This window comes from Kitasatospora purpeofusca, from assembly GCF_034043715.1.
GTDB classification, from domain to species: Bacteria; Actinomycetota; Actinomycetes; order Streptomycetales; family Streptomycetaceae; genus Kitasatospora; species Kitasatospora purpeofusca_A.
On the sequence record NZ_JAXCLC010000076.1, the window covers coordinates 1 to 24,444 of the forward strand.

Below are 24,444 nucleotides of genomic sequence, written 5' to 3' on the forward strand. Positions count from 1 at the left end.
GCGGGCCCCGCCACTGTCCACGCATAGCGGCCACGGCCCTCACGGGAGCCGGGGAAGCCCGCAGAACGGGCAGCGTTCCCGTGGCCCCTGGGGCTCAGCAAGGGGGCCACCGGAAATTCGTAGCGGCAAGCGCACACGGGTATGCGCTGACCTCTGAGCCGATCAATCCGGGGAGTAGGGCCTGTTGCGAAAGTAGATCTCTCTTTGCGACGATCATGGTCTGGCGCGAGGGAATGGCAGACCACAATGAGGCAAGAGCCGGAGGCGTGGTACAGCGCCAGAACCTTCTACAGATGGCTGACCTGGGAAAACCGTCCCTACGAGGAGCGTGTCGTGCTGTTCCGGGCACGGTCCCTCGACGAGGCCGTCGAACTGGCCGAGCGGGAGTCGGCCGAGTACGCCGGGGAGGGTGGTCTTGAAGTCCTGGACATGGTGCAGGCGTACCGGATCTCCGGCGTCGACGAGGCGGTAGGCGTCGGTACGGAGGTGTTCTCCAAGCTGCATGCGCTCGACCTCCCGGAGAACGCCTTTCTCGACCGCTACGACTCGGGATCGGCACACACTCGGATCAGCGAGTGATGTTGCCGAAGTAGATCTTGACTGACAATGATCATGGTGTGGCGCGAGGGAATCTGACACACCGGCAGTGGGCGCGGCTGGAGCCGTCGCACCCTATGAGCAAGTCGGCCCGTTCGGCTTCCTACTACTCCGCCCCGGCGCTTTCGGGATGCTGCTCAACGGCCCTCAGTGTGTTTCGGTGGCTCCTTGCGTGGAGCAAGGAGCCACCGGAAACGGCTTCACGACGTACCCCGGGGGCAGGAAGTCGGCGGTGTCGACTTCCTGCCCCGCCCGGCCTTCGGCCCGATCGGTTGCCCCTCGCTCGGGCCGAGCGAGGGGCAACCACCCTCGACCACCGATGAGGAGGCCCGCACGAACAGCGCGTTCCGGTGGCCGCTTGCCGGGTAAGCGGCCACTCGGGATTCGTGGCAGCACGGTCACACAGATACGCGCTGTCCCGTGAGCCGGCCGGCCCACGGGACCGAGTGGGAAGTCGGCCGGTTCGACTTCCTGGGCTCCCGCCCCGGTCGCGACCCCGTCGGACGGCGTGGCTTCGGTACTGCGGCCTGGCCTTCTGCCCCGGGCGCGGCCCGCGCTGGCCTTGGTCCCGGTCCCGGCTCCCGGCCCCGGCCTTGGTCCCGCCCCCTCCCCCCGGTGCCCGTGGCGCCCGCCCCACCCTCCGGTCGCTGGGCCGAGGGCGTGCGGCTCGCTCGCGCAGAGCCCGGCCCATTCGCCGCCCCGGGGCTGCCGGAGGCGGTCGCCGGACAGTGCCCGTTCCCGAGCAGTCGGTCGGCGGGGAGCGGCCCACGGTGGTGATGACGGTGGTGATGACGGACCGTCGGCCGATGGTCACGGGCCGTCGGCGGGGCGGCGGTGACGGCCCGCCCGGGCCGGTCGGAGGCCGATTCCCGAGCTGGTCGGGGGTGCCATAGGGGTTCGACAGGGGTTGGCTAGGGGGCCGGTGGGCGGGGTGCCACGGAACGCTGAGGTCCGTCACCCGAGCCGCCGGCCCTCAGGAGTGGAACGACCATGGCGCCCCTGGAACCCCTCGACCCGTCCGCACCGCAGTCCGGCCCGCCGGAGGCGGTGGCCGTCGTCGGCGCCGCCTGCCGCCTGCCCGGCGCGGCGGACCCCGAGGCGTTCTGGCAGCTGCTCGACAGCGGCACCAGCAGCGTCGGCACCGTCCCGCCGGGCCGGTTCGCCGACTCGGCGCTGCCGCGCCTGGCCGCCGGCTGGCTCGACCAGGTCGACCGTTTCGACGCCGAGTTCTTCGGCCTCGCCGCCGGCGAGGCCGCCGCCGCCGACCCGCAGCAGCGACTCGTCCTCGAACTCGCCTGGGAGGCCCTGGAGGACGCGGGCATCCTCCCCGCCGCCCTGGCCGGCCGGCGCGCCGGTGTCTTCGTCGGCGCCATCGCCGGGGACTGGAGCACTCTCACCACCGGGGCCGACGCGATCACCCGGCACAGCCTCACCGGCGTCAACCGGGGCCTGATCGCCAACCGGGTCTCGCACGCCCTCGACCTGCGCGGTCCCAGCCTCACCGTCGACTCCGCGCAGTCCTCCTCGCTGGTCGCCGTCCACCTCGCGCTGGAGAGCCTGCGCACCGGCGAGTCGGACGTCGCCCTGGTCGCCGGGGTCAACCTCAACCTCGCCCCCGAGTCCACCCTCACCGTCGAGCGGTTCGGCGCCCTGTCGCCCGAAGGCCGCTGCGCCACCTTCGACGCCGGGGCCGACGGCTACGCACGCGGCGAGGGCGCGGTGCTGCTCGTACTGAAGCCGCTCGCCCGCGCCGTCGCCGACGGCGACCCCGTGCACGCCGTCCTGCTCGGCAGCGCCGTCAACAGCGACGGCGGGACGGACGGGCTCACCGTGCCGAGCGCCGAGGCCCAGGCCGCCGTGGTCCGCGCCGCCGCCCGGCGCGCGCAGGTCGCGCCCGGCCTGGTGCAGTACGTCGAACTGCACGGGACCGGCACCCGGGTCGGCGACCCGGTCGAGGCCGCCGGCCTCGGTGCCGCCCTCGGCGCGGGGCGTCCGGCGGACCGCCCGCTGCTGGTCGGGTCCGCGAAGACCAACGTGGGCCACCTGGAGGGTGCGGCGGGCCTGGTCGGCCTGCTGAAGACGGTCCTGGCGGTGCGCCACCGCCGGCTGCCCGCCAGCCTCAACTTCCGTACGCCGAACCCGGACATCGACTTCGAGCGGCTCGGCCTCGCCGTCCGCACCGGGTCCGGTCCGTGGCCGGACCCGGAGGGCCGGCTGATCGCCGGGGTCAGCTCCTTCGGCGTGGGCGGCACCAATGCTCATGTCCTGGTCGCCGACGCCCCGGAGACGGCCCCGGCCGCCGCCGGTGCGGGCGACGGCGAAGACAAGGACGACGACGGAGCGCCGGAGCCCGCGCCGTGGCCGGCGCTGTGGCCGCTGTCCGCGCGGACCCCGGGCGGGCTGCGCGAACAGGCCGTCCGGCTGCGGGAGTTCGCGGCCCAGCGGGAGGAGCTGGCGCCGACGGACCTCGGGCGGGCGCTGGCCACCAGCAGGACCGCCTTCGAGTACCGGGCGGCCGTCACCGGCACCGACCGGTCCGAACTGCTCGCCGCTCTGGACGCACTCGCCGCGGGCGGCCAGCTGCCGGGCCTGGTGCAGGGCCGGGCGGTGCCGCCCTCACCGGTGCCGCAGTCGGGCGGCGGCACCGTGCTGGTCTTCCCCGGCCAGGGTGCCCAGTGGGACGCCATGGCACGTGAACTGCTCGACACCGCACCGGTGTTCGCAGCGAAGATCGAGGAGACCGAGAAGGCTCTCGCCCCGCATGTCGACTGGTCGCTGGACGCGGTGCTGCGCGGTCGGGAGGGAGCGCCCGGCCTTGACCGGGTCGACGTCGTCCAGCCCGCCCTGTTCGCCGTCATGGTGTCCCTGGCCGCGCTCTGGGAGGCGGCGGGTGTGCGGCCCGACGCCGTGATCGGCCACTCCCAGGGCGAGATCGCCGCCGCCCATGTGGCCGGCGCGCTCTCGCTGGCGGACGCGGCCGCCGTGGTCGCCCTGCGCTCGCGGGCGATCGCCGGGCTCGGCCTGACCGGCCGGGGCGCGATGGCCGCCGTCCCGCTGCCCGTCGTCGAGGTCGAGGCCGCGATCGCCGCCGCGGCGGACCCGGCCCTGCTCGGCGTCGCCGCCGTCAACGGCCCCTCCTCCACCGTCGTTTCGGGCGAGCGGGAGGCCGTCGAGGCGCTGGTCGAGCAGTACCGGTCGGCCGGTGTGCGGGCCAAGCTCGTCCCGGTCGACTACGCCTCGCACTCCGCCCAGATGGAGCCGCTGCGCGAGTCCCTGCCCGAGCTGCTGGCGGGGATCCGCCCGCGCACCGGCACCGTCGCCTTCTACTCGACGCTCACCGGCGGCCGGCTCGACACCGCCGGGCTGGACGGCGGGTACTGGTTCCGCAACCTGCGCGGCACCGTCCGGCTGGACCGTGCCGTACGGGCCGCCCTGGCCGACGGCCACCGGGCCTTCGTGGAGAGCAGCCCGCACCCCGTACTCACCCTCGGCCTGGGCGAGTTGACGGACGGCGCAGCGGCGGTCACCGGCACGCTGCGGCGCGACCACGGCGGCCTCGGCCAGTTCGGCGGCTCCGTCGCCGAGTTGTTCGTGCGCGGCGGCGCGGTCGACTGGCGCACCTGGTCCGGGCCGGGGCAGCGGCTCACCGGTCTGCCGACGTACGCGTTCCAGCGCCGCCGGCTCTGGCTGCCGGACGGCGGGCCGCTCGCGGTGGCGACCGGGTCGGGCCGCACGGCGGCCGGGGGGACGGTGTTCGAGGCGACGGCGGACGTCCTGGCCGTGGACGTTCCCGCGGCGGACGGCCCGGAGGCTCCCGCCCTGGACGAGGCGACCGCCCTGGCCGCCGTCCGCGCGGGCGCGGCGATCGTGCTCGGCGAGTCCGGCGGGGCGGAGGCCGTCGACCCGGACCGGACCTTCAAGGACCTCGGCTTCGACTCCGTCGCCGCCGTCGAGTTCCGCGACCGCCTCGCCGGCTCCGTGGGCCGCGCCCTGCCGACCAGCCTGGTGTACGACCGGCCGACGCCCCGCGCCGTCGCGGCCTTCCTCGCCGAGCGACCGGACGCCGCCGGTGCAGGAGCCGGTACCGGTACCGGCTCCGCTCATGGAACCGCCGCACCGCGCCCCGAGGCGGACGACCCGATCGCCGTGGTCGCCCTCAGTGGCCGCTGGCCGGGTGGCGCCGACACCCCCGAGAAGCTGTGGGAGCTGCTGCGCGACGGCCGGGACGCCATCGGCCCGTTCCCGGAGAACCGGGGCTGGGACCTCGATGCCCTGTTCGACCCGGACGGCGAGCGCCCCGGCACCTCCTACACCCGCCAGGGCGGATTCCTGTACGACGCCGACGAGTTCGACGCTGCCTTCTTCGGCCTCCCGCCGCGCGAGGCCGCCGCGACCGACCCCCAGCAGCGGCTGCTGCTGGAGTCCGCCTGGGAGCTGACCGAGCGGGCCGGCATCGTCCCGGCCGCCCTGCGCGGCACCCGCACCGGCGTGTTCGTCGGCGTCATGCCGCAGGACTACGGGCCGCGCCTGCACGAGACGCCCGCCGGCTACGAGGGCCACGCCCTCACCGGCACCCTGACCTCCGTCGCCTCCGGCCGGCTCGCGTACGCGCTCGGACTGGAGGGGCCGGCGATCACCATCGACACCGCCTGCTCCTCCTCGCTGGTCGCGATCCACCTGGCGGCGCAGGCGCTGCGCGCGGGGGAGTGCGACCTCGCCCTCGCGGGCGGTGCCACGGTGATGGCCTCGCCCGGCATGTTCACCGAGTTCAGCCGCCAGCGCGGCCTGGCGCCGGACGGCCGCTGCAAGCCCTTCGCCGCCGCCGCCGACGGGACGGCCTGGGCCGAGGGTGTCGGGCTGGTGCTGCTGGAGCGGCTCTCCGCGGCCCGCCGCAACGGGCACCGGGTGCTGGCGCTGGTGCGGGGCAGCGCCGTGAACCAGGACGGTGCCTCCAACGGGTTGACCGCCCCCAACGGCCCGGCGCAGGAGCGGGTGATCCGCCAGGCGCTCGACGCGGCCGGGCTCACCCCGGCCGAGGTGGACGCGGTGGAGGCGCACGGTACCGGTACCGCGCTCGGCGACCCGATCGAGGCCCGCGCGCTGCTCGCCACCTACGGGCAGCGGGGCCCGGGCGAACAGCCGGTCCTGCTGGGCTCGTCGAAGTCCAACCTCGGGCACACCCAGGCCGCGGCCGGGGTCACCGGGGTGATCAAGCTGGTGCAGGCGCTGCGGCACGGCGAACTGCCGGGCACGCTGCACCTGGACGCGCCCTCGCCGCACGTCGACTGGTCGGCGGGCGCCGTGGAGCTGCTCGCCGGGACGCGCGCCTGGCCCGCCACGGGCCGGCCGCGCCGGGCGGCGGTCTCCTCGTTCGGGATCAGCGGCACCAACGCGCACCTGATCCTGGAGGCCGCGCCGGAGGAGCTCGCGGAGCCCGCCGTTCCCGAGGGGCCCACCGCCCCCCTCGACGGCGTCCAGGCGCGGGCGGACGCCCCGCTGCTGCTGTCGGCCCGGACGCCCGCCGCCCTGCGGGCCCAGGCCGCCCGGCTGCTGGACGCGCTCGCGCCCGACGCCCCCGGCGTCGCGCGGGCCCTGGCCACCGGCCGCACCCACTTCCCGCACCGGGCCGCCGTCCTGGGCGGCGGGGCCGAGGCCCGCGCCGAGGCCCTGCGGGCGCTGGCCGAAGGTGCGCAGGACGCGCCCGGCCTGCTCCGGGCCGAGGCCGCCCGCCCGTCCGGGCCGGCCTTCCTCTACTCCGGCCAGGGCAGCCAGCGGCCCGGAGCCGGCCGCGAACTCCACGCCGGGGAACCGGTGTTCCGGGCCGCCGTGGACGAGATCGCGGAGCTGTTCGCCCCGCACCTGGCGACTCCGCTGACCGAGGTACTGTTCGCCGCGCCCGGCACCGGTCCGGCCGCCCTGCTGGACACCACCGCCTACACCCAGCCTGCCCTCTTCACCCTGCACGTCGCCCTGCACCGGCTCGCCGTCGAGACGTACGGCCTGCGCCCGGAGCGGCTGATCGGCCACTCCATCGGCGAGTTGAGCGCCGCGCACCTGGCCGGTGTGCTCACCCTGCCCGACGCGGTGACGCTGGTCGCCGCGCGCGGCCGGCTGATGGAGGCGCTGCCGGCGAACGGCGCGATGGCCGCGATCGGGGCCACCGAGGCCGAGGTCGCGCCCGAACTGGCCCGGCTCGCCGACCGGGTGGCGATCGCTGCCGTCAACGGCCCGTCCTCCGTGGTCCTCTCCGGCGACGCGGCCGAGGTCCGCCGGCTGGCCGAGCAGTGGCGGGCACGCGGGCGGCGGGTCAAGCTGCTGACGGTCGGCCGGGCCTTCCACTCGCCGCACATGGACGCGGTGCTGGCGGATTTCCGGGCGGTCGCGGAGCGGCTCGACTACCGGGAGCCGCACACCCCCGTGGTCTCCAACCTGCACGGCGGCCTCGCCCGGGCCGGGGAGCTGACCGACCCCGGCTACTGGGTGCGGCACATTCGGGAGGCGGTCCGCTTCCACGACGGCGTGCGCACCCTGGACCGCCTCGGCACCACCGCCTACCTCGAACTCGGCCCCGGCCCCGTGCTGACCGCCCTCACCGAGGAGACGCTCGCCGACGCCGACGCGTCCCGCCCCGCCCCGCCCGCGCGGGCGTTCGCCGCGCTGCTGCGCGCCGACCGGCCGGAGCGGGCGACCGTCACCGAGGCGCTGGCCCGGCTGCACGTCCACGGGGTGCCGGTCGACTGGACCGCCGCCCTGCCGGCCGTCCCCGGGGCCGACCGCCCCGAGCTGCCCACCTACCCCTTCGAGCGCCGCCGGCACTGGCTGGACACGCCGGCCGCGCACACCGCCGACGCCCCCGGCGGCCTCGCCCCGACCGGCCATCCGCTGCTCAGCGGGGCCACCGAACTCCCCGACAGCGAGGGCTGGTTGTTCACCGGCCGGCTCTCCCTGCGGACCCACCCGTGGCTGGCCGACCACGTGGTGGCCGGCGCCGTCCTGCTGCCGGGCACCGCCTTCCTCGAGCTGGCCGTGCAGGCCGCGCTGCGGGCCGGTGCCGCCCGGGTGGAGACGCTGGACCTGGCCGCGCCGCTCGCCCTGCCGACGGCCGCCAGGGCCGGGGTGCGGCTCCAGGTGCTGCTGGGCGCCGCCGACGAGGAGGGGCGCCGACCGCTGCGGATCCGGTCCCAGTCCGAGGCCGGGGACGCCGGGGACTCCGACTGGACCACCCACGCCACCGGGGCCGTCGCCGCCGCCCCGGCGGAGCCCACCGGGCCCACCGACACCCCTGCCGCCGCCGTGCCGTCGGCCGCCGTGCCGCTCGACCTCGCCGACGCCTACGACCGCCTCGCCGAGCGGGGCTACCAGTACGGCCCCGCCTTCCGGGGCCTCACCGGGGCCGCCGTCCACGGCGAGCGGCGCTACGCCGAGGTCACCGCGCCGGCGGCACTGCCGGCCGCCGAGGCCGAGTCCTACGCCCTCCACCCGGCACTGCTGGACGCCGTGCTGCACGCCGTCGTCCTGGACGCCGACCGGACGGTGCTGCCGTTCTCCTGGCGGGACGTCACCGTCCACCGCACCGGCACCGGGACCGGCGCCCTGCGGGCCCGGATCACCCCGGCCGGGCCCGACAGCGTCGCGCTGGAGCTGACCGACCCGGCCGGGCTGCCGGTCGCCACCGTCGGCGCGCTGACCCTGCGCGCCCCGGCCGCCGCCGGTCCGGACTCGCTGTACCGGCTGGACTGGCGCCCGCTCACCACCGCCGACGCGCCGCCCGTCGACTGGGCCCTCCTGACCGACCCGGCCGGACCCTCCGACCTGACTGGCTCCGCCGGCCCGGCCGGCTCCACCGACCAGGTGGAGGAGCAGCCCACCGCGCCCGTCCTCGCCTCCCTCGCCGAGGCCGCCCCCGGGCAGAGCGTGCTGGCCCCCGTCCGCACCGCCGAACAGGCACTCGCCCTGCTGCACGGCTGGCTCGACGCCGCGCACACCGGCACCCTCGCGCTGCTCACCGAGCACGCCGTCGCCACCCACCCCGGCGAGGACGTCCCCGACCCGGCGGCCGGGGCGGTCTGGGGCCTGGTCCGCACCGCCCAGGCCGAACACCCCGACCGCTTCGCCCTCCTGGACACCGACACCACCCCCGCGAGCCGCGCCGCCCTCGGCGGGGCCCTCGCCGCCGCACAACGCGCCGCCGCCGACGGCGAACCCCAACTCGCCCTGCGGGCGGGCGAGATCCTCGTCCCCAGGCTCACCCGCTCCCGCCCGGGCGACCGGCTCGACCCCGGCACCGCCGACACCTGGCGGCTCGACACCGCCACCCCCGGCAGCCTGGACTCGCTCGCCCTGCTGCCCGCCCCCGAGGCCCGCCGGCCGCTGGCCGCCGGGGAGGTCCGGATCGCCCTGCGCGCCGCCGGCCTCAACTTCCGGGACGTGCTGATCACCCTGGGCCTCTACCCCGGCGGCGCCCGGATCGGCGCCGAAGGTGCGGGCACCGTCCTGGAGGTCGGCCCCGGCGTCACCGGACTGCGGCCCGGCGACCGGGTGATGGGCCTGGTGCAGGGCACCCTCGGCCCGGTCGCCGTCACCGACCACCGGCTGCTCCTCCCCGTCCCCGACGGCTGGAGCTGGGCCGAGGCGGCCACCGCCCCGGTCGCCTTCCTGACCGCCTACCACGGCCTCTACGACCTCGCCCGGCTGCGGTCCGGCGAATCCGTCCTGATCCATGCCGCGACCGGTGGCGTCGGCCAGGCGGCCGTCCAACTCGCCCGCCACGGCGGCTCGGTGGTGCTGGCCACGGCCGGCCCCGGCAAGTGGGGCGTGCTGCGCGGGCTCGGCCTGGCCGGCGACCGGGTCGCTTCCAGCCGCACCCTCGACTTCGAGCCGGCCTTCCGCGCGGCCACCGGCGGCCGGGGCGTCGACGTCGTCCTCAACGCGCTGGCCCACGAGTTCACCGACGCCTCGCTGCGCCTGCTCGCCCCCGGCGGCCGGTTCGTCGAGATGGGCAAGACCGACCCCCGCGACCCGGCGACCGTCGCCGCCGACCACGACGGCGCCGCCTACCTGGCCTTCGACCTGTTCGACGTCGACCCCGACCGGATCGCCGAGATCCTCGCCGAACTCGCCGGGCTCTTCGCCCGGGGCGCGCTGCGCCCGCTGCCGGTCCACGCCCAGGACGTCCGGCAGGCCCCGCAGGCGCTGCGACGGCTGAGCCAGGCCCGGCACACCGGCAAGCTCGCGCTGACCCTGCCCGCCCCGCTCGACCCGGAGGGCACCGTCCTCGTCACCGGCGGCACCGGTGCCCTCGGCCGGCTCGTCGCCCGCCGCCTGGTCGCCCGGCACGGCGTCCGGCACCTGCTGCTCGCCGGCCGGCAGGGGCCGCAGGCTCCCGGCGCCGCCGAACTCGTCGCCGAACTGGCGGAGTCGGGCGCCCGGGTGACCGTGCGGGCCGCCGACCTCGGCGACCGGGACGCCGTCGCGGCGCTGCTCGCGGCCGTCCCCGCCGAACGGCCGCTGACCGCCGTCGTGCACGCCGCCGGGGTCCTGGACGACGCCGTGCTCGGCTCGCTCACCGCCGAGCGGCTGCGGACCGTCCGCCGGCCCAAGGCCGACGGCGCCCGGCACCTGCACGAGCTGACCCGCTCCCACGACCTGGCCGCGTTCGTCCTGTTCTCCTCCGCCGTCGGCCTGCTGGGCAATCCCGGCCAGGCCAACTACGGCGCGGCCAACGCCGAACTGGACGCGCTGGCGCAGCACCGGAGGGTGCGGGGGCTGCCCGCCGTCTCGCTCGCCTGGGGCCACTGGGCGCAGGCCGAGGGCGGGATGGCGGCCGGCCTCACCGCCGCCGAGCGGGAGCGCCTCGGCGCGACCGGCCTCGCGCCGATGACCGACGAGCAGGCGCTCGCGCTGTTCGACGCCGCGCTCGGCGCCCCGGCCGGGCCGGCCGGCTCCCCGAAGGCCGCCCCCGGCACCGCCGGTGTCCCGGACGCCGCCCTGGTGGCCGCCCGGCTCGACCCGGCCGCCGTCCCCGCCGACCGGCTGGCGCCGGTGCTGCGCGGACTCGCCCGGCACCGGGCCCGCCCGGCCGCCAGGGGCGGTGCCGACGGTCCGGCCGCGCTGCTGGCCCGACTGGCCGGGCAGCCGCCCGCCGAACAGGAGCGGCAGCTGCTCGCACTGGTCCTGGCCACCGCCGCGGCCGTCCTGGGCCACCCGGACGCGACCGCGATCCGGCCCGATCTCGGCTTCATGGACAGCGAGTTCGACTCCCTCGGGGTGATCGAGCTGCGCAACCGGACCAACACCGCGACCGGTCTGCGGCTGCCCACCACCGCCCTCTTCGACCACCCCACCCCGGCCGCCCTCGCCGCCCACCTGCGCGAGCGGCTCGCCCCGCCGCCGGCCACCCCGGTCTCCCCGGCCGTTTCGGGCGCTTCGGGCGGAGCGGCGGAACCCGCTGACGCGACAGCCGAGTTCGACCGGCTGGAGCACGCCCTGACCGCCCTCGCCGCCGACCCGGCCGCCCGGGCCGGGGCCGTCGACCGGCTCACCGCCCTGCTCGCCGGCCTGACCGGCCCGCCCCCCACCGAGGGCGACGGCGACGACGACGGCGACGGCCGGGACGGCGACCTCGCCACCCGCATCACCGATGTCAGCGACGACGACATCTTCGACTTCATCGACAACGAGCTCGGCATTTCCTGAGAGAGGCACCGCAGATATGAGCACCAACGAGCAGAAGCTGCGCGACTACCTCAACAAGGTCGCCGCCGAGCTGCACCAGACCCGCCGCCGCCTGCGCGACGCGGAGGCCCGCGCCGCCGTCACCGACCCCGCCGCCGACGGCGGGACCGGCCCCGGCGCGGAGGAGCCGATCGCCATCGTCGGCATGGCCTGCCGCTTCCCCGGCGGCGCCGACACCCCCGACGAGCTGTGGCGGCTGGTCACCGAGGAGCGCGACGTCGTCGGCCCCTTCCCCACCGACCGGGGCTGGGACCTCGACCACCTCTACGACCCCGACCCCGACCGGGCCGGCCGCAGCTACGCCCGCGAGGGCGGATTCCTCTACGACGCGGGCGAGTTCGACGCCGACTTCTTCGGCATCTCGCCCCGCGAGGCGCTCGCCGCCGAACCCCAGCAACGGCTCCTCCTGGAGACCGCCTGGCAGGCCCTGGAGGACGCCGCGATCGACCCGGCGGCCCTGCGCGGCACCCGCACCGGCGTGTTCGCGGGCGTCATCGCCCAGGAGTACGGGCCGAGCATGCACCACCTGCCCGCCGAGCAGACCGACGGCTACGTGCTCACCGGCACCACCACCTCCGTCGCCTCCGGCCGGATCGCCTACACCCTCGGCCTGGAGGGTCCCGCCGTCACCGTCGACACCGCCTGCTCCTCCTCCCTGGTCGCGCTGCACCTCGCCGCCCGCTCGCTGCGCTCCGGCGAGAGCTCGCTCGCCCTGGCCGGCGGCGCCACCGTGCTCGCCGCTCCCGGCATGTTCATCGAGTTCAGCCGCCAGCGCGGCCTGGCCGCCGACGGCCGCTGCAAGCCCTTCGCCGCCGCCGCCGACGGCACCGGCTGGGGCGAGGGCGCCGGCCTGCTGGTCCTGGAGCGACTCTCCGACGCCCGCCGCAACGGCCACCGGGTGCTCGCCCTGCTGCGCGGCTCCGCCGTCAACCAGGACGGCCGCTCCAGCCAGCTCACCGCCCCGAGCGGCACCTCGCAGCAGCGGGTGATCCGGGCGGCGCTCGCCTCCGCCGGGCTCACCGCCGCCGACGTCGACGTGGTCGAGGCGCACGGCACCGGCACCCGGCTGGGCGACCCGATCGAGGCGCAGGCGCTGATCGCGACCTACGGTGCCGGGCGGGCCGAGGGCGCGTCGCCGCTGTGGCTGGGTTCGGTGAAGTCGAACATCGGTCACACCCAGGCCGCCGCGGGTGTGGCGGGTGTGATCAAGTCGGTGCTGGCGATCCGGCACGGCGTGCTGCCCCGCACCCTGCACGTGGACGAGCCGTCTCCGCACGTCGACTGGTCGGCCGGCACCGTCGAACTGCTGACCGAGCAGCGGGAGTGGCCGGCGCTGGAGCGTCCGCGCCGGGCCGCGGTGTCCGCGTTCGGCGTCTCCGGCACCAACGCCCACGTCATCGTCGAGCAGGCCCCGACGGAGGAGCCCGCACCGGTCGAGGCGGTCCTGCCCGCCCCCGCCGTCCTCCCGTACGTGCTCTCCGCCCGCACCCCCGAGGCGCTCACCGCCCACGCCGCCCGGATCGCCGACCGGCTGCCCGGCACCCGGCCCGTCGACGCCGCGCACACCCTGGCCACCGGCCGGGCCGCGCTCGACGAACGCGCCGTCGTCGTCGCCCCGGCCGCCGACGCGGCCGAGGCGCTGCGCACGCTCGACGGCCCCGGCGTCGTCCGCGGCCGGGCCGCCACCCCCGGCCGGACCGTCTTCGTCTTCCCCGGCCAGGGCTCCCAGTGGGCCGGCATGGCCGCCGGACTGCTCGACACCGAACCCGCCTTCGCCGCCGCCCTCACCCGCTGCGCCGAGGCCCTGGCCCCGCACACCGACTGGTCGCTGCTCGACGTCGTCCGCGGCGCCGCCGACGGCCCCGACCCCGACCGGGTCGACGTCGTCCAGCCGGTGCTGTGGGCCGTGATGGTCTCGCTCGCCGAACTCTGGCAGACCTACGGCGTCCGCCCGGACGCCGTCGTCGGCCACAGCCAGGGCGAGGTCGCCGCCGCCTACGTCGCGGGCGGCCTCGACCTCGCCGACGCGGCCCGGATCGTCGCCCTGCGGGCCAAGCTGCTCGCCCGGATCTCCCACCGCGGCGGCATGGTGTCCGTGCCGCGCCCGCTCGCCGAGGTCGAACGGCGGATCGGCGCCTGGCCCGGCCGGCTCTCCATCGGCGTCGTCAACGGCCCGCAGGCCACCGTCGTCTCCGGCGACCTCGACGCGCTCGCCGAACTCACCGCCGCGTACACCGCCGAGGGCGTCACCGTCCGACCGGTCAACATCGACTACGCCTCGCACTCCACCCAGACCGAGGCGCTGCGCGAGGAACTCCTCACCCTGCTCGCCGACCTGCGGCCGCGCACCGGCACCGTGCCGCTGCTGTCCACCGTCACCGGGGAGTGGCAGGACACCGCCGCCCTGGACGCCGGCTACTGGTACCGGAACCTGCGCCACACCGTCCGCTTCGAGCAGGCCACCCGCCGGCTCGCCGAGACCGGGCACACCGTGTTCGTCGAGGTCTCCCCGCACCCGGTGCTCACCGGCGCGATCGAGGACACCCTGGACGCCGTGGGCCCGGCCGCCGCCGAGTCCGCCGTCGTCACCGGCTCGCTGCGGCGCGGGCAGGGCGGGCGCGAGCGCTGGCTCACCTCCGTCGCGGAGCTGTCCGTGCGCGGCGTGGCCGTCGACTGGACGGCGGCCTTCGCCGACGCCCGGCCCGCGCACGCCGAGCTGCCCGGCTACCCGTTCCAGCGGCAGCGCTACTGGCTGGACGCCAGCCGCTCCCCGGAGCTGACCGCCGCCCCGGGCGGGCCCGCCGGGGACAGCCTGTTCTGGGACCTGGTCGGCGAGCAGGACGCGGGCCGCCTCGGCGAGGCGATCGGGGTCGACGGCGACCGGCTGGTCCCCCTGCTGCCCGCGCTCGCCTCCTGGTGGGACCGGCGCCGCGCCGCGACCGCCGCCGACGGCTGGCAGCACCGCGTCGTCTGGCGGCCGGTCGGCACCCCGGCGCGGGCCGCGACCGCCGCCGGGGGCCGCTGGCTGCTCGTCCTCCCGGAGGGCCTCGACGAGGCTCCCGACCCGGCCGACCACCCCTGGGCCGGCGCGCTCGCCGGGGCGCTCGGCGCGCACGGCGCCACCGTGCGGGTGCTCACCGCCGGCGTCGACCGACCCACGCTGGCCGCCGGACTGGCCCGGCTGACCACCGAGGACGGCCCGCTCACCGGCGTCGTCTCCCTGCTCGGCCTGCGCCCCGGCGCCCACCCCGCCCACCCCGAACTCCCCTGGGCGCACGCCGCCCAGGTGGCGCTGGCCCAGGCCCTGGACGACGCGACCGCACCCGCCCCCGTCTGGTACCTCACCCGGGGCGCCGTCAGCACCGGGCCCGCCGACTCCGCGACCGACCCCGTCACCGCCCCCGAGCAGGCCCTGACCTGGGGATTCGGCGCGATCCTGGCCGCCGAGCAGCCCGCCCTCCACGGCGGCCTGATCGACCTGCCCGCCGAGCCCGACCGGCACACCTGGCAGCAGGCCGCCGCCCTGATCACCGACCGCTCGCCCGACCGGGAGAGCGAACTCGCGCTGCGCCCGGCCGGCGCCTTCGCCCGCCGGCTGGCCCCAGCCGCGCCGTCCGCCCCGGCGGACCGGCGCTGGGAGCCGCGCGGCACCACCCTCATCACCGGCGGCACCGGCGCGCTCGGCGGCCATGTCGCCCGCTGGCTGGCCGCGCGCGGCGCCGAGCACCTGCTGCTGGTCGGCCGGCGCGGGGCCGAGGCACCCGGGGCCGCCGTCCTGGAGGCCGAACTCGCCGCCCTCGGCGCCCGGGTGACCTTCGCCGCGGCCGACGTCGCCGACCGCGAGCAGCTCGCCGCCGTCCTCGCCGGGATCCCCGCCGAACTGCCGCTCGGCGCGGTCGTCCACACCGCCGCCGCCCTGCACGACGGCCTGCTCCCCACCCTCACCGCCGACCGGCTCGCCGCCGCCCTGCGCGCCAAGGCGGGCGCCGCCCGGCTGCTGCACGAACTCACCGCCGAGCTGCCGCTGACCGCGTTCGTCCTGTTCTCCTCGCTCGCGGGCGTCGCCGGCATCCCCGGCCAGGCCAACTACGCGCCCGGCAACGCCTACTTGGACGCGCTCGCCGCCGAGCGCCGGGCGGCCGGACTGCCGGCCACCTCGATCGCCTGGGGCCACTGGGCCGGCGCGGGCATCGCCGCCGACGGCGCCGAACGGCAGCTGCTCCGCCACGGGCTCGCCTCGCTGCCGCCCACGCAGGCCGTCGAACTGCTCGGCGCCGCGCTGGACCGGGGCGAGAGCCACCTGGTCGTCGCCGACGTCGACTGGGCGGCGCTGTTCCGGGGCCGGGACCAGCGTCTGGTGGTCGAGCTGCTGCCCCGCGACGGCGCGGCCGGTCCGGCCCACCAGGGCGCCGGCGGCGCGGCGGCCGAGGCCGACCTCGTCGCCCGGCTCGGCGCGCTGCCCGCCGCCGAGCGCCGCCGCAGCCTGCTCGGCGTCGTCCGGGCCGAGGCCGCGGCCGTGCAGCGGCACCGCTCGGCGGACGCCGTCGACCCGGCCAGGGCCTTCCAGCAGCAGGGCTTCGACTCGCTGACGGCCGTGGAGTTCCGCAACCGCCTCGGCGCGGTCACCGGCCGCCGGCTGCCCGCGACCGCCGTCTTCGACCACCCCACGCCCGCCGCGCTCGCGGACTGGCTGGCAGACGAACTGTGGGGCGCGGCCGACGCCGACCCGCAGGGCGACCGGACGGCCGCCCCGGCCCCCGGCGCGGCCGTCGGGACCGACCCGATCGTCATCGTCGGCATGGCCTGCCGCTACCCCGGCGGGGTCGCCTCGCCGGAGGACCTCTGGCGGCTGGTGGCCGACGGCGTCGACGCGCTCACCGAGTTCCCGGCCGACCGGGGCTGGGACCTCGGTGCCCTGTACTCGCCCGACGACCCCGACAGGCCCGGCACCTCCTACGCCCGGCACGGCGGATTCCTCGACGGCATCGGCGAGTTCGACGCCGAGTTCTTCGGCATCCCGCCGCGCGAGGCCCCCGCGATCGACCCCCAGCAGCGGCTGCTGCTGGAGACCACCTGGGAACTGTTCGAGCGGGCCGGCCTCGACCCGACCGCCCTGCGCGGCAGCCGGACCGGCGTCTTCGCGGGCATCTCCGGCCGCGACTACGCGAGCGGCGCCCAGCAGGTCCCGGCGGAGCTGGAGGCCTACCTCGGCATCGGCAACGCGGGCAGCGTCGCCTCGGGCCGGATCTCCTACACCTTCGGCTTCGAGGGTCCGGCGGTGACCGTGGACACCGCCTGCTCCTCCTCGCTGGTGGCGCTCCACCTGGCCGCGCAGTCGCTGCGCTCCGGCGAGTCGGACCTCGCCGTCGCCGGCGGCGTGCTGCTGATGACCACCCCGACCACCTTCGTCGAGTTCTCCCGGCAGCGCGCGATGTCGCCCGACGGGCGCTGCAAGGCGTTCGCGGCGGGTGCCGACGGGACGGGCTGGGCGGAGGGTGTGGGCCTGCTGCTGGTCGAACGGCTCTCGGACGCCCGGCGGTTGGGGCACGAGGTGCTGGCGGTGCTGCGCGGCAGCGCGGTCAACCAGGACGGCGCCTCCAACGGCCTGACCGCGCCCAGTGGTCCTTCGCAGCAGCGGGTGATCCGCGCGGCGCTGGCCAACGCGGGCCTGGCGCCCGACGAGGTCGACGTGGTCGAGGCGCACGGCACCGGCACCACCCTCGGTGACCCGATCGAGGCGCAGGCGCTGATCGCGACCTACGGGCAGCAGCGGTCGGCCGAACAGCCGCTGTGGCTGGGTTCGGTGAAGTCGAACATCGGTCACACCCAGGCGGCCGCGGGTGTGGCGGGTGTGATCAAGTCGGTGCTGGCGATCCGGCACGGGGTGCTGCCGCGCACCCTTCACGTGGACGAGCCGTCGCCGCACGTGGACTGGTCGGCGGGGACCGTCGAGCTGTTGACCGAGCAGCGGGAGTGGCCGGCGCTGGAGCGTCCGCGCCGGGCCGCGGTGTCCGCGTTCGGTGTCTCCGGCACCAACGCCCATGTCATCGTCGAGCAGGCGCCGGTGGAGGAGTCGGCGCCGGTGGAGGCCGTGGTGCCGACGGTGGACGGTGCGTTGCTGCCGTTCGTGGTGTCGGCGCGTTCGCCGGAGGCGCTGCGCGAACAGGGCGCACGCGTCGCCGAGTTGGCCCTCACCGCCGATCCGGCGGACCTCGCCCAGTCGCTGGCCGTGGGCCGGGCGGCGTTGGAGGAGCGGGCGGTGGTGCTGGGTGATCCGGCGGCGTTGCGCGACCTTGAGGGCGTGGATGTGGTGCGGGGGGTGGCGGGTTCGGGCGGTCTGGCGTTCCTGTTCTCGGGTCAGGGTTCTCAGCGGGTGGGGATGGGGCGTGAGTTGTATGCGTCGCAGCCTGTCTTTGCCGAGTCCTTCGACGCGGTGGCGGGGGCGTTGGGGCTGCCGTTGGCCGAGGTGATCGTCTCGGGTGAGGGATTGAACGAGACGGGGTGGACGCAGCCGGCGCTGTTCGCGGTGGAGGTGGCGGTGTTCCGGTTGTTCGAGTCGTGGGGTGTGCGGCCGGACTTCGTCGCGGGCCACTCGATCGGCGAGTTGGCGGCGGCGCATGTGGCCGGGGTGCTGTCGTTGGAGGACGCGGCAGTGCTGGTCGGTGCAAGGGCGCGGTTGATGCAGGCCCTGCCGGGTGGCGGTGCGATGGTGGCGCTGGAGGCCACGGAGGAGGAGGTCCGGGCCGTTCTGGTGGACGGCGTGGACGGCGTGGACATCGCCGCCGTCAACGGGCCCCGTGCCGTTGTCGTCTCGGGCGACGAGGCGGCTGTCGAGAGCGTCAGGGAGCACTTCGCGGACCGCCGTACGAGGCGGCTGCGGGTGAGCCACGCGTTCCACTCGGCGCACATGGACGGCATGCTGGACGAGTTCCTGACCGTCGCCCGGGCGCTGACCTTCCGGCGCCCCGAGATCCCGGTGGTCTCCAACCTCACCGGCCGGGTGGCGAGTTCGGAGGAGCTGACCGACCCGGAGTACTGGGTGCGCCAGGTCCGTGGGGCCGTGCGTTTCGCCGACGTGGTCACCACCCTGGCCGCCGAGGGTGCGACGACCTTCGTCGAACTCGGCCCCGACGGCACCCTCGCGGGCCTGGTCGGAGGCGTCCTGGACGAGGCCGTCACCGCTGTCCCGGTCCTGCGCCGGGAGCGGCCCGAGGAGCGGACGGCGCTGACGGCGCTCGCCCGGATCCACGTCCAGGGCCACCACGTCGACTGGACCGCCCTGTTCGGCGGCGGGCGCCGCCCGAGCCTCGCCCTGCCCACCTACCCGTTCCAGCGCCGCCGCTACTGGCTGGAGCCCGCCGTCCGAACCGCCGCCGACGCGCGCGGACTCGGCCTGGCGGCCGTCGACCACGCCGTGCTCGGCGCGGCGGTCACCCCGGCCGACTCGGAGGGTGTGCTGCTCACCGGCAGCCTCTCCCTCGCCACCCACCCCTGGCTCGCCGACCATGTGGCGCTGGGCACCGTCCTGGCGCCCGGCGCGGCCCTGGTCGAGCTGGCGATCCGGGCGGGCGACGAGGTGGGCGCGAGCACCCTGGACGAGCTGGTGATCGAGGCCCCGCTCGTGCTGCCCGAGCGCGACACCCTGCACCTGCACGTGGCGGTAGGCGCGCCGGACGGGACCGGCGCACGTCCGGTCACGATCCACTCGCGGCCCGCGCCCGGCTCGGCCGCCCCTGCACCCCCGGCCTCCCCGGCCGCCGTGGACGGCGCCTGGACCCGGCACGCGAGCGGTCTGCTGTCCGGCGACCGGCCCGGCGAGGCCGAGCCCACCGCCTGGGCGCCCGCCGAGGGCGCCGAACACCTCACCCCCGAGGAGGCGTACGAGCTGCTGGCCGCCGTCGGACTCGACTACGGGCCGGCCTTCCGGGGCCTGCGCGAGGTCTGGCGGGACGGTGCGACGCTCCACGCGCACGCCGTCCTGCCGGAGCAACTGACCGGGGACGCCGCCCGGTTCGGCCTGCACCCCGCGCTGCTGGACGCGGCCGCCCAACTGCCCGCCCTCGACGGGGCGGACCGCGACCCCGCCGACGGCGACCCGGCCGCCCGGACCCGGCGGCTCCCGTTCGCCTACCGGGGCGTCACCCTGCACGCCGCCGCCGCGACCGAGCTGCGGGTGCTGGTCACCGTGACCGGATCCGACTCCTACCGCCTGGAGGCCGCCGACCCGGCCGGCCGGCCGGTGATCACCATCGAATCGCTGGTCACCCGGCCCGTCCCCACCGACCGGGTGGGCGCCGAGCCCGCCGTCGGACGGGACACCCTGTTCGCCGTCGACTGGCCGGAGGTGGCCCTCGCGGCCGCGCCGGCAGCGCTGGACAACGTACTGCGGGTCGACGGGGACGTGGTGGCGACGCTGGCCGCGCTCCAGTCCTGGCTGGCCCAGGACGACGGCGCCGGTGCGCCGCTGGTCGTGCTGACGCGGCAGGCCGTGGCCGTCGACGAGTCGGAGACGCCGGACCTGACCGCCGCCCCGGTGTGGGGCCTGGTGCGTTCGGCGCAGTCGGAGAACCCAGGCCGGATCGTGCTCGTCGACACCGACGGCACCGACGTCTCGGAAGCCGCCCTGGCGGCGGCCGTGGCCGGCGGCGAGCCGCAGCTGGCCCTGCGCGAGGGCCGGGCACGGGTCCCGCGGCTGGTCCGGGCGGCCGTCCCCGACGGCGAAGCCCGGCCCTGGGACCCGGAGGGCACGGTCCTGATCACCGGTGGCACCGGAACCCTCGGTGCTCTGCTCGCCCGGCACCTGGTCACCGAGCGCGGTGTCCGCCGTCTGCTGCTGCTGTCCCGCCGTGGCGCCGACGCGCCCGGCGCGGCCGAACTGGACACCGAACTCACCGCCCTCGGTGCGGAGGTGACGATCACGGCCGCCGACACCGCCGACCGCGATTCCCTCGCCGCCGCGATCGCGGCCGTCCCCTCCGCCCACCCGCTGACCGCCGTGGTCCACACGGCCGGCGTCCTCGACGACGGTGTGCTGACCGCCCTCACCCCCGAGCGCCTGGCCGCCGTCTGGGCCCCCAAGGCCGACGGCGCCCGCCACCTGCACGAACTCACCCGGTCCCACGACCTGGCCGCGTTCGTCCTCTACTCCTCCGTCGCCGCCACCCTCGGCAGCCCGGGGCAGGCGAGCTACGCCGCCGCGAACACCTACCTGGACGCCCTCGCCGCCCACCGGCGCAGCATCGGCCTGCCCGCCCAGTCCCTGGCCTGGGGACAGTGGGCCGAGGCCAGCGGCATCACCGAGCACCTCAGTGCCACCGACCACGCCCGGCTGGCCCGCTTCGGCATCCGGCCGATCGGCTCCGCCGAGGGCATCCGCCTCTTCGACGCCGCCCAGCGGCTGGGCGACCGGGCGGCCCTGGTGCCCGCCCCGCTCGACCTCGCCGCCGTGCGGGCGCAGCAGGACCGGACCCAGCACGAGATACCGCCGCTGCTGCGCGGCCTGGTCCGGCCCACCCGGCGCACGGCCGGCGCCGCGCTCCACGGCACCGCACTCCCCGGCACCGCCGCCGCGCCCGGAACGGACGGCCGGGGCGCCCTCGCCCAGCGGCTCGCCGCCCTGCCCGACGACGCCGAACGGCAGGCGGAGCTGCTCCGGCTGGTCCGCGCCGAGGTGTCCGCCGTGCTCGGCACCGAGGCCGAAGCGGTCGGCGCCCAGCGGTCGTTCACCAGCATCGGCGTGGACTCGCTGTCCGCCGTCGAGTTGCGCAACCGGGTCGCCGCCGCCACCGGCCTGCGCCTGTCGGCCACCCTGGTCTTCGACCACCCCAACCCGACCGCCCTCGCCGAGCACCTGCGGACCGAACTCGTCGGCGCCACCGCCGCCCCGGCGCCCGTGGTGAGTACCCCCGCCCCGGCCCGGCCCGCCGTCGAGGACGACCCGATCGTCATCGTGGGCATGGCCTGCCGCCTCCCCGGCGGCGTGGCCACACCGGACGACCTGTGGCGACTGGTGAGCGAGGGCCGGGACGCCGTCACCGACTTCCCCGACGACCGGGGCTGGGACCTCGAGGCCCTCTACGACCCGGACCCCGACAAGCCCGGCACCTCCTACACCCGGCACGGCGGGTTCCTCGACCGGCCGGCCGAGTTCGACGCCGAGTTCTTCGGCATCTCGCCCCGCGAGGCGATCGCCACCGACCCGCAGCAGCGGCTGCTGCTGGAGACCACCTGGGAGGCCCTGGAGAGCGCGGGCATCGACCCGACGGCGCTGCGCGGCAGCCGGACCGGCGTCTTCGCCGGCGTGATGTACCACGACTACGCGCCGCGCGTCCGCGAAGTGCCGGCCGAACTCGAGGGCTGGCTCGGCAACGGCACCGCCGGCAGCGTGGCCTCCGGCCGGATCTCCTACTCCTTCGGCTTCGAGGGTCCCGCCGTCACCGTGGACACGGCCTGCTCCTCGTCCCTGGTGGCGCTGCACCTGGCCGCCCAGTCGCTTCGCTCCGGCGAGTGCGACCTCGCCCTGGCCGGCGGGGTGGCCGTGATGTCCACCCCGACCACCTTCGTCGAGTTCTCCCGTCAGCGGGCCCTGTCCGCCGACGGCCGCTGCAAGGCGTACGCGAACGCGGCGGACGGCACCGGCTGGGGCGAGGGCGTCGGGCTGCTGCTGGTCGAGCGGCTCTCCGACGCGCGCCGCAACGGCCACCCGGTGCTCGCGGTCGTCCGCGGCAGCGCGGTCAACCAGGACGGCGCCTCCAACGGCCTCACCGCGCCCAGCGGCCCTGCCCAGCAGCGGGTGATCCGGGCGGCGCTGGAGCGGGCCGGGCTCGGCACGGCGGACGTGGACGCGGTCGAGGGGCACGGCACCGGCACCACCCTCGGCGACCCGATCGAGGCGCAGGCCGTGCTCGCCACCTACGGGCAGCAGCGACCGGCCGAACAGCCGCTCTGGCTGGGCTCGTTGAAGTCCAACATCGGCCACACCCAGGCGGCGGCCGGCGCGGCGGGCGTGATCAAGATGGTCCAGGCGATCCGGCACGGGGTGCTGCCGCGCACCCTGCACGTGGACGAGCCCTCGCCGTACGTGGACTGGTCGGCGGGCGCCGTCGAACTGCTCACCGAGCAGCGGGAATGGCCGGAGCTCGGACGGCCGCGCCGAGCGGGTATCTCCTCCTTCGGGGTGTCCGGTACCAACGCGCACGTGATCATCGAGCAGGCCCCGGACGCGGCGCCGATCGTCACCGACCCCGCTGACGCCGCTGACGCCGCTGACGCCGCCGCCGACGCGCCCGGCCCGCTGCCCTACCTCGTCTCCGCCCGCACCCCCGCCGCGCTGCTCGCCCAGGCCGCCCAGGTGGCCGAGCTGCTTCCGGCGCCCGACGGCCGGGACCTCGACGTCGCGTACGCCCTGGCCACCGCCCGCGGCGCGCTGGAGGAACGGGCCGTCGCCGTCGGCGACCCGGAGGCCCTGCGGGCGCTGGCCGCCGGGGACCCGGCCGCCGCACTGGTGACCGGCACCGCCGACGTCACCGGCCGCACGGTGTTCGTCTTCCCCGGCCAGGGCTCCCAGTGGGCCGGGATGGCCGTCGAACTCCTCGACACCGCACCGGTGTTCGCCGCCAGGATCGAGGAGTGCGCGGCCGCCCTGGCCCCGCACACGGACTGGTCGCTGCCGGACGTCCTGCGCGGCGCCCCCGGCGCCCCCGGCCTGGACCGGGTGGACGTCGTCCAGCCGGTGCTGTGGGCGGTGATGGTCTCGCTGGCCGAGCTGTGGCGGGCGCACGGGGTGCGGCCGGACGCCGTGGTCGGCCACAGCCAGGGCGAGATCGCGGCCGCCGTGGTCGCGGGCGGGCTCTCGCTCGCCGACGGCGCCCGGGTGGTGGCCCTGCGCAGCCGGGCGATCCTCGCCCTGGCCGGCGCGGGCGGCATGGCCTCGGTCGCCCTGCCCGCCGCCGAGGTGGCCGAGCGGATCGCCGACCGGGCCGACCTGCTCTCGATAGCCGTGGTCAACGGCCCGGCGGCGACCGTGGTCTCCGGCGAGCCGGCGGCGCTGGCCGAACTGGTCGACGCCTACCGGGCGGAGGGCGTCCGGGCCCGCACGATCCCGGTCGACTACGCCTCGCACTCCGCCCAGGTGGACGGCCTGCGGGAGGAGTTGGTGGAGCTGCTGGCCCCGGTCCGGCCACGCACCGGCACCGTGCCGCTGCTGTCCACCGTCACTGGTGACTGGTTCGACACGGCGGGGCTGGACGCGGACTACTGGGTGACCAACCTGCGCGAGACGGTCCGCTTCGAGGAGGCCACCCGGCGCCTCGCCGAGGACGGCCACACCGTGTTCGTCGAGGTGTCGCCGCACGGGGTGCTGACCGTGCCGATCGAGGACACCCTCGCCGCCGTCGGCGCCGGGAAGCGCTCGGTGGTGGCCGGCACGCTCCGCCGCGACCACGGCGGGCCGGAGCGGTTCCTGCTCTCGGCCGCCGAACTCTGGGTGCGGGGCGTGGCGTTCGACTGGACGGCCGTCTTCGCCGGGACCGGGCCGCGACCGGTGGCGCTGCCCACCTACCCGTTCCGGCGGCAGCGCTACTGGCTGGACGCGACCGTCACCAACACGACGGTGGCCGGAGCCGTGGCCGCCGCGGCGGGCGCCGACGCCGCGACCGCCGGGCCCGCGCCCTGGCTGCTCAGGCTGGAGGGCGCGGAGGGCGCGGAGGCGCGGGAGGCGGTGCTGCTCGACCTGGTCCGCCGGGAGGCCGCGGCCGTGCTCGGCCACGGCGGTATCGCCGCCGTCGCCGCCGACCGGGCCTTCCGCGAACTGGGCCTGACCTCGCTCACCGCCGTCGAACTGCGCAACCGCATCGGCGCTGGCACCGGTCTGGAACTGCCCGCGACGCTGGTCTTCGACCACCCCACCCCGGCCGCCGTCGCCGCCCAGCTGCTCAGCGAACTCCCGGACACCGCGGGCGGCGCGGAGCTCGATCCGGGAGCGGCCCTGGCCGCCCTGGAGCGGTCCCTCGCCGGACCGGCGGGCCCCGAGGGGGAGCGCGCCTCGCTGCTCGCCCGGTTGAAGGCGCTGGTGGACCGCTGGGACACCGGCGGCTTCGACGGCGCCGACGGTTC

At 77.0% G+C, this 24,444-nt stretch carries 2 protein-coding genes and 1 pseudogene; all 3 read left to right on the top strand.

Features of this window, described 5'->3' with window-relative positions; translation table 11 throughout:
* Nucleotides 1–246: 246 nt before the first annotated feature.
* Nucleotides 247–579 (top strand): DUF4288 domain-containing protein, encoded by a 333-nt coding sequence (locus tag SM793_RS30150; protein WP_413816065.1) that lies wholly within the window; start codon nt 247–249, stop codon nt 577–579.
* A gap of 1,008 nt (nt 580–1,587) precedes the next feature.
* On the top strand, nt 1,588–11,292 hold the full coding sequence (locus tag SM793_RS30155) for a type I polyketide synthase (RefSeq protein WP_320441478.1): 9,705 nt from the start codon (nt 1,588–1,590) through the stop codon (nt 11,290–11,292).
* A 43-nt stretch (nt 11,293–11,335) separates the two neighbouring features.
* Nucleotides 11,336–24,265: pseudogene (locus tag SM793_RS30160) on the top strand (type I polyketide synthase); the annotation flags it as partial.
* Between the last annotated feature and the right edge of the window lie 179 nt (nt 24,266–24,444).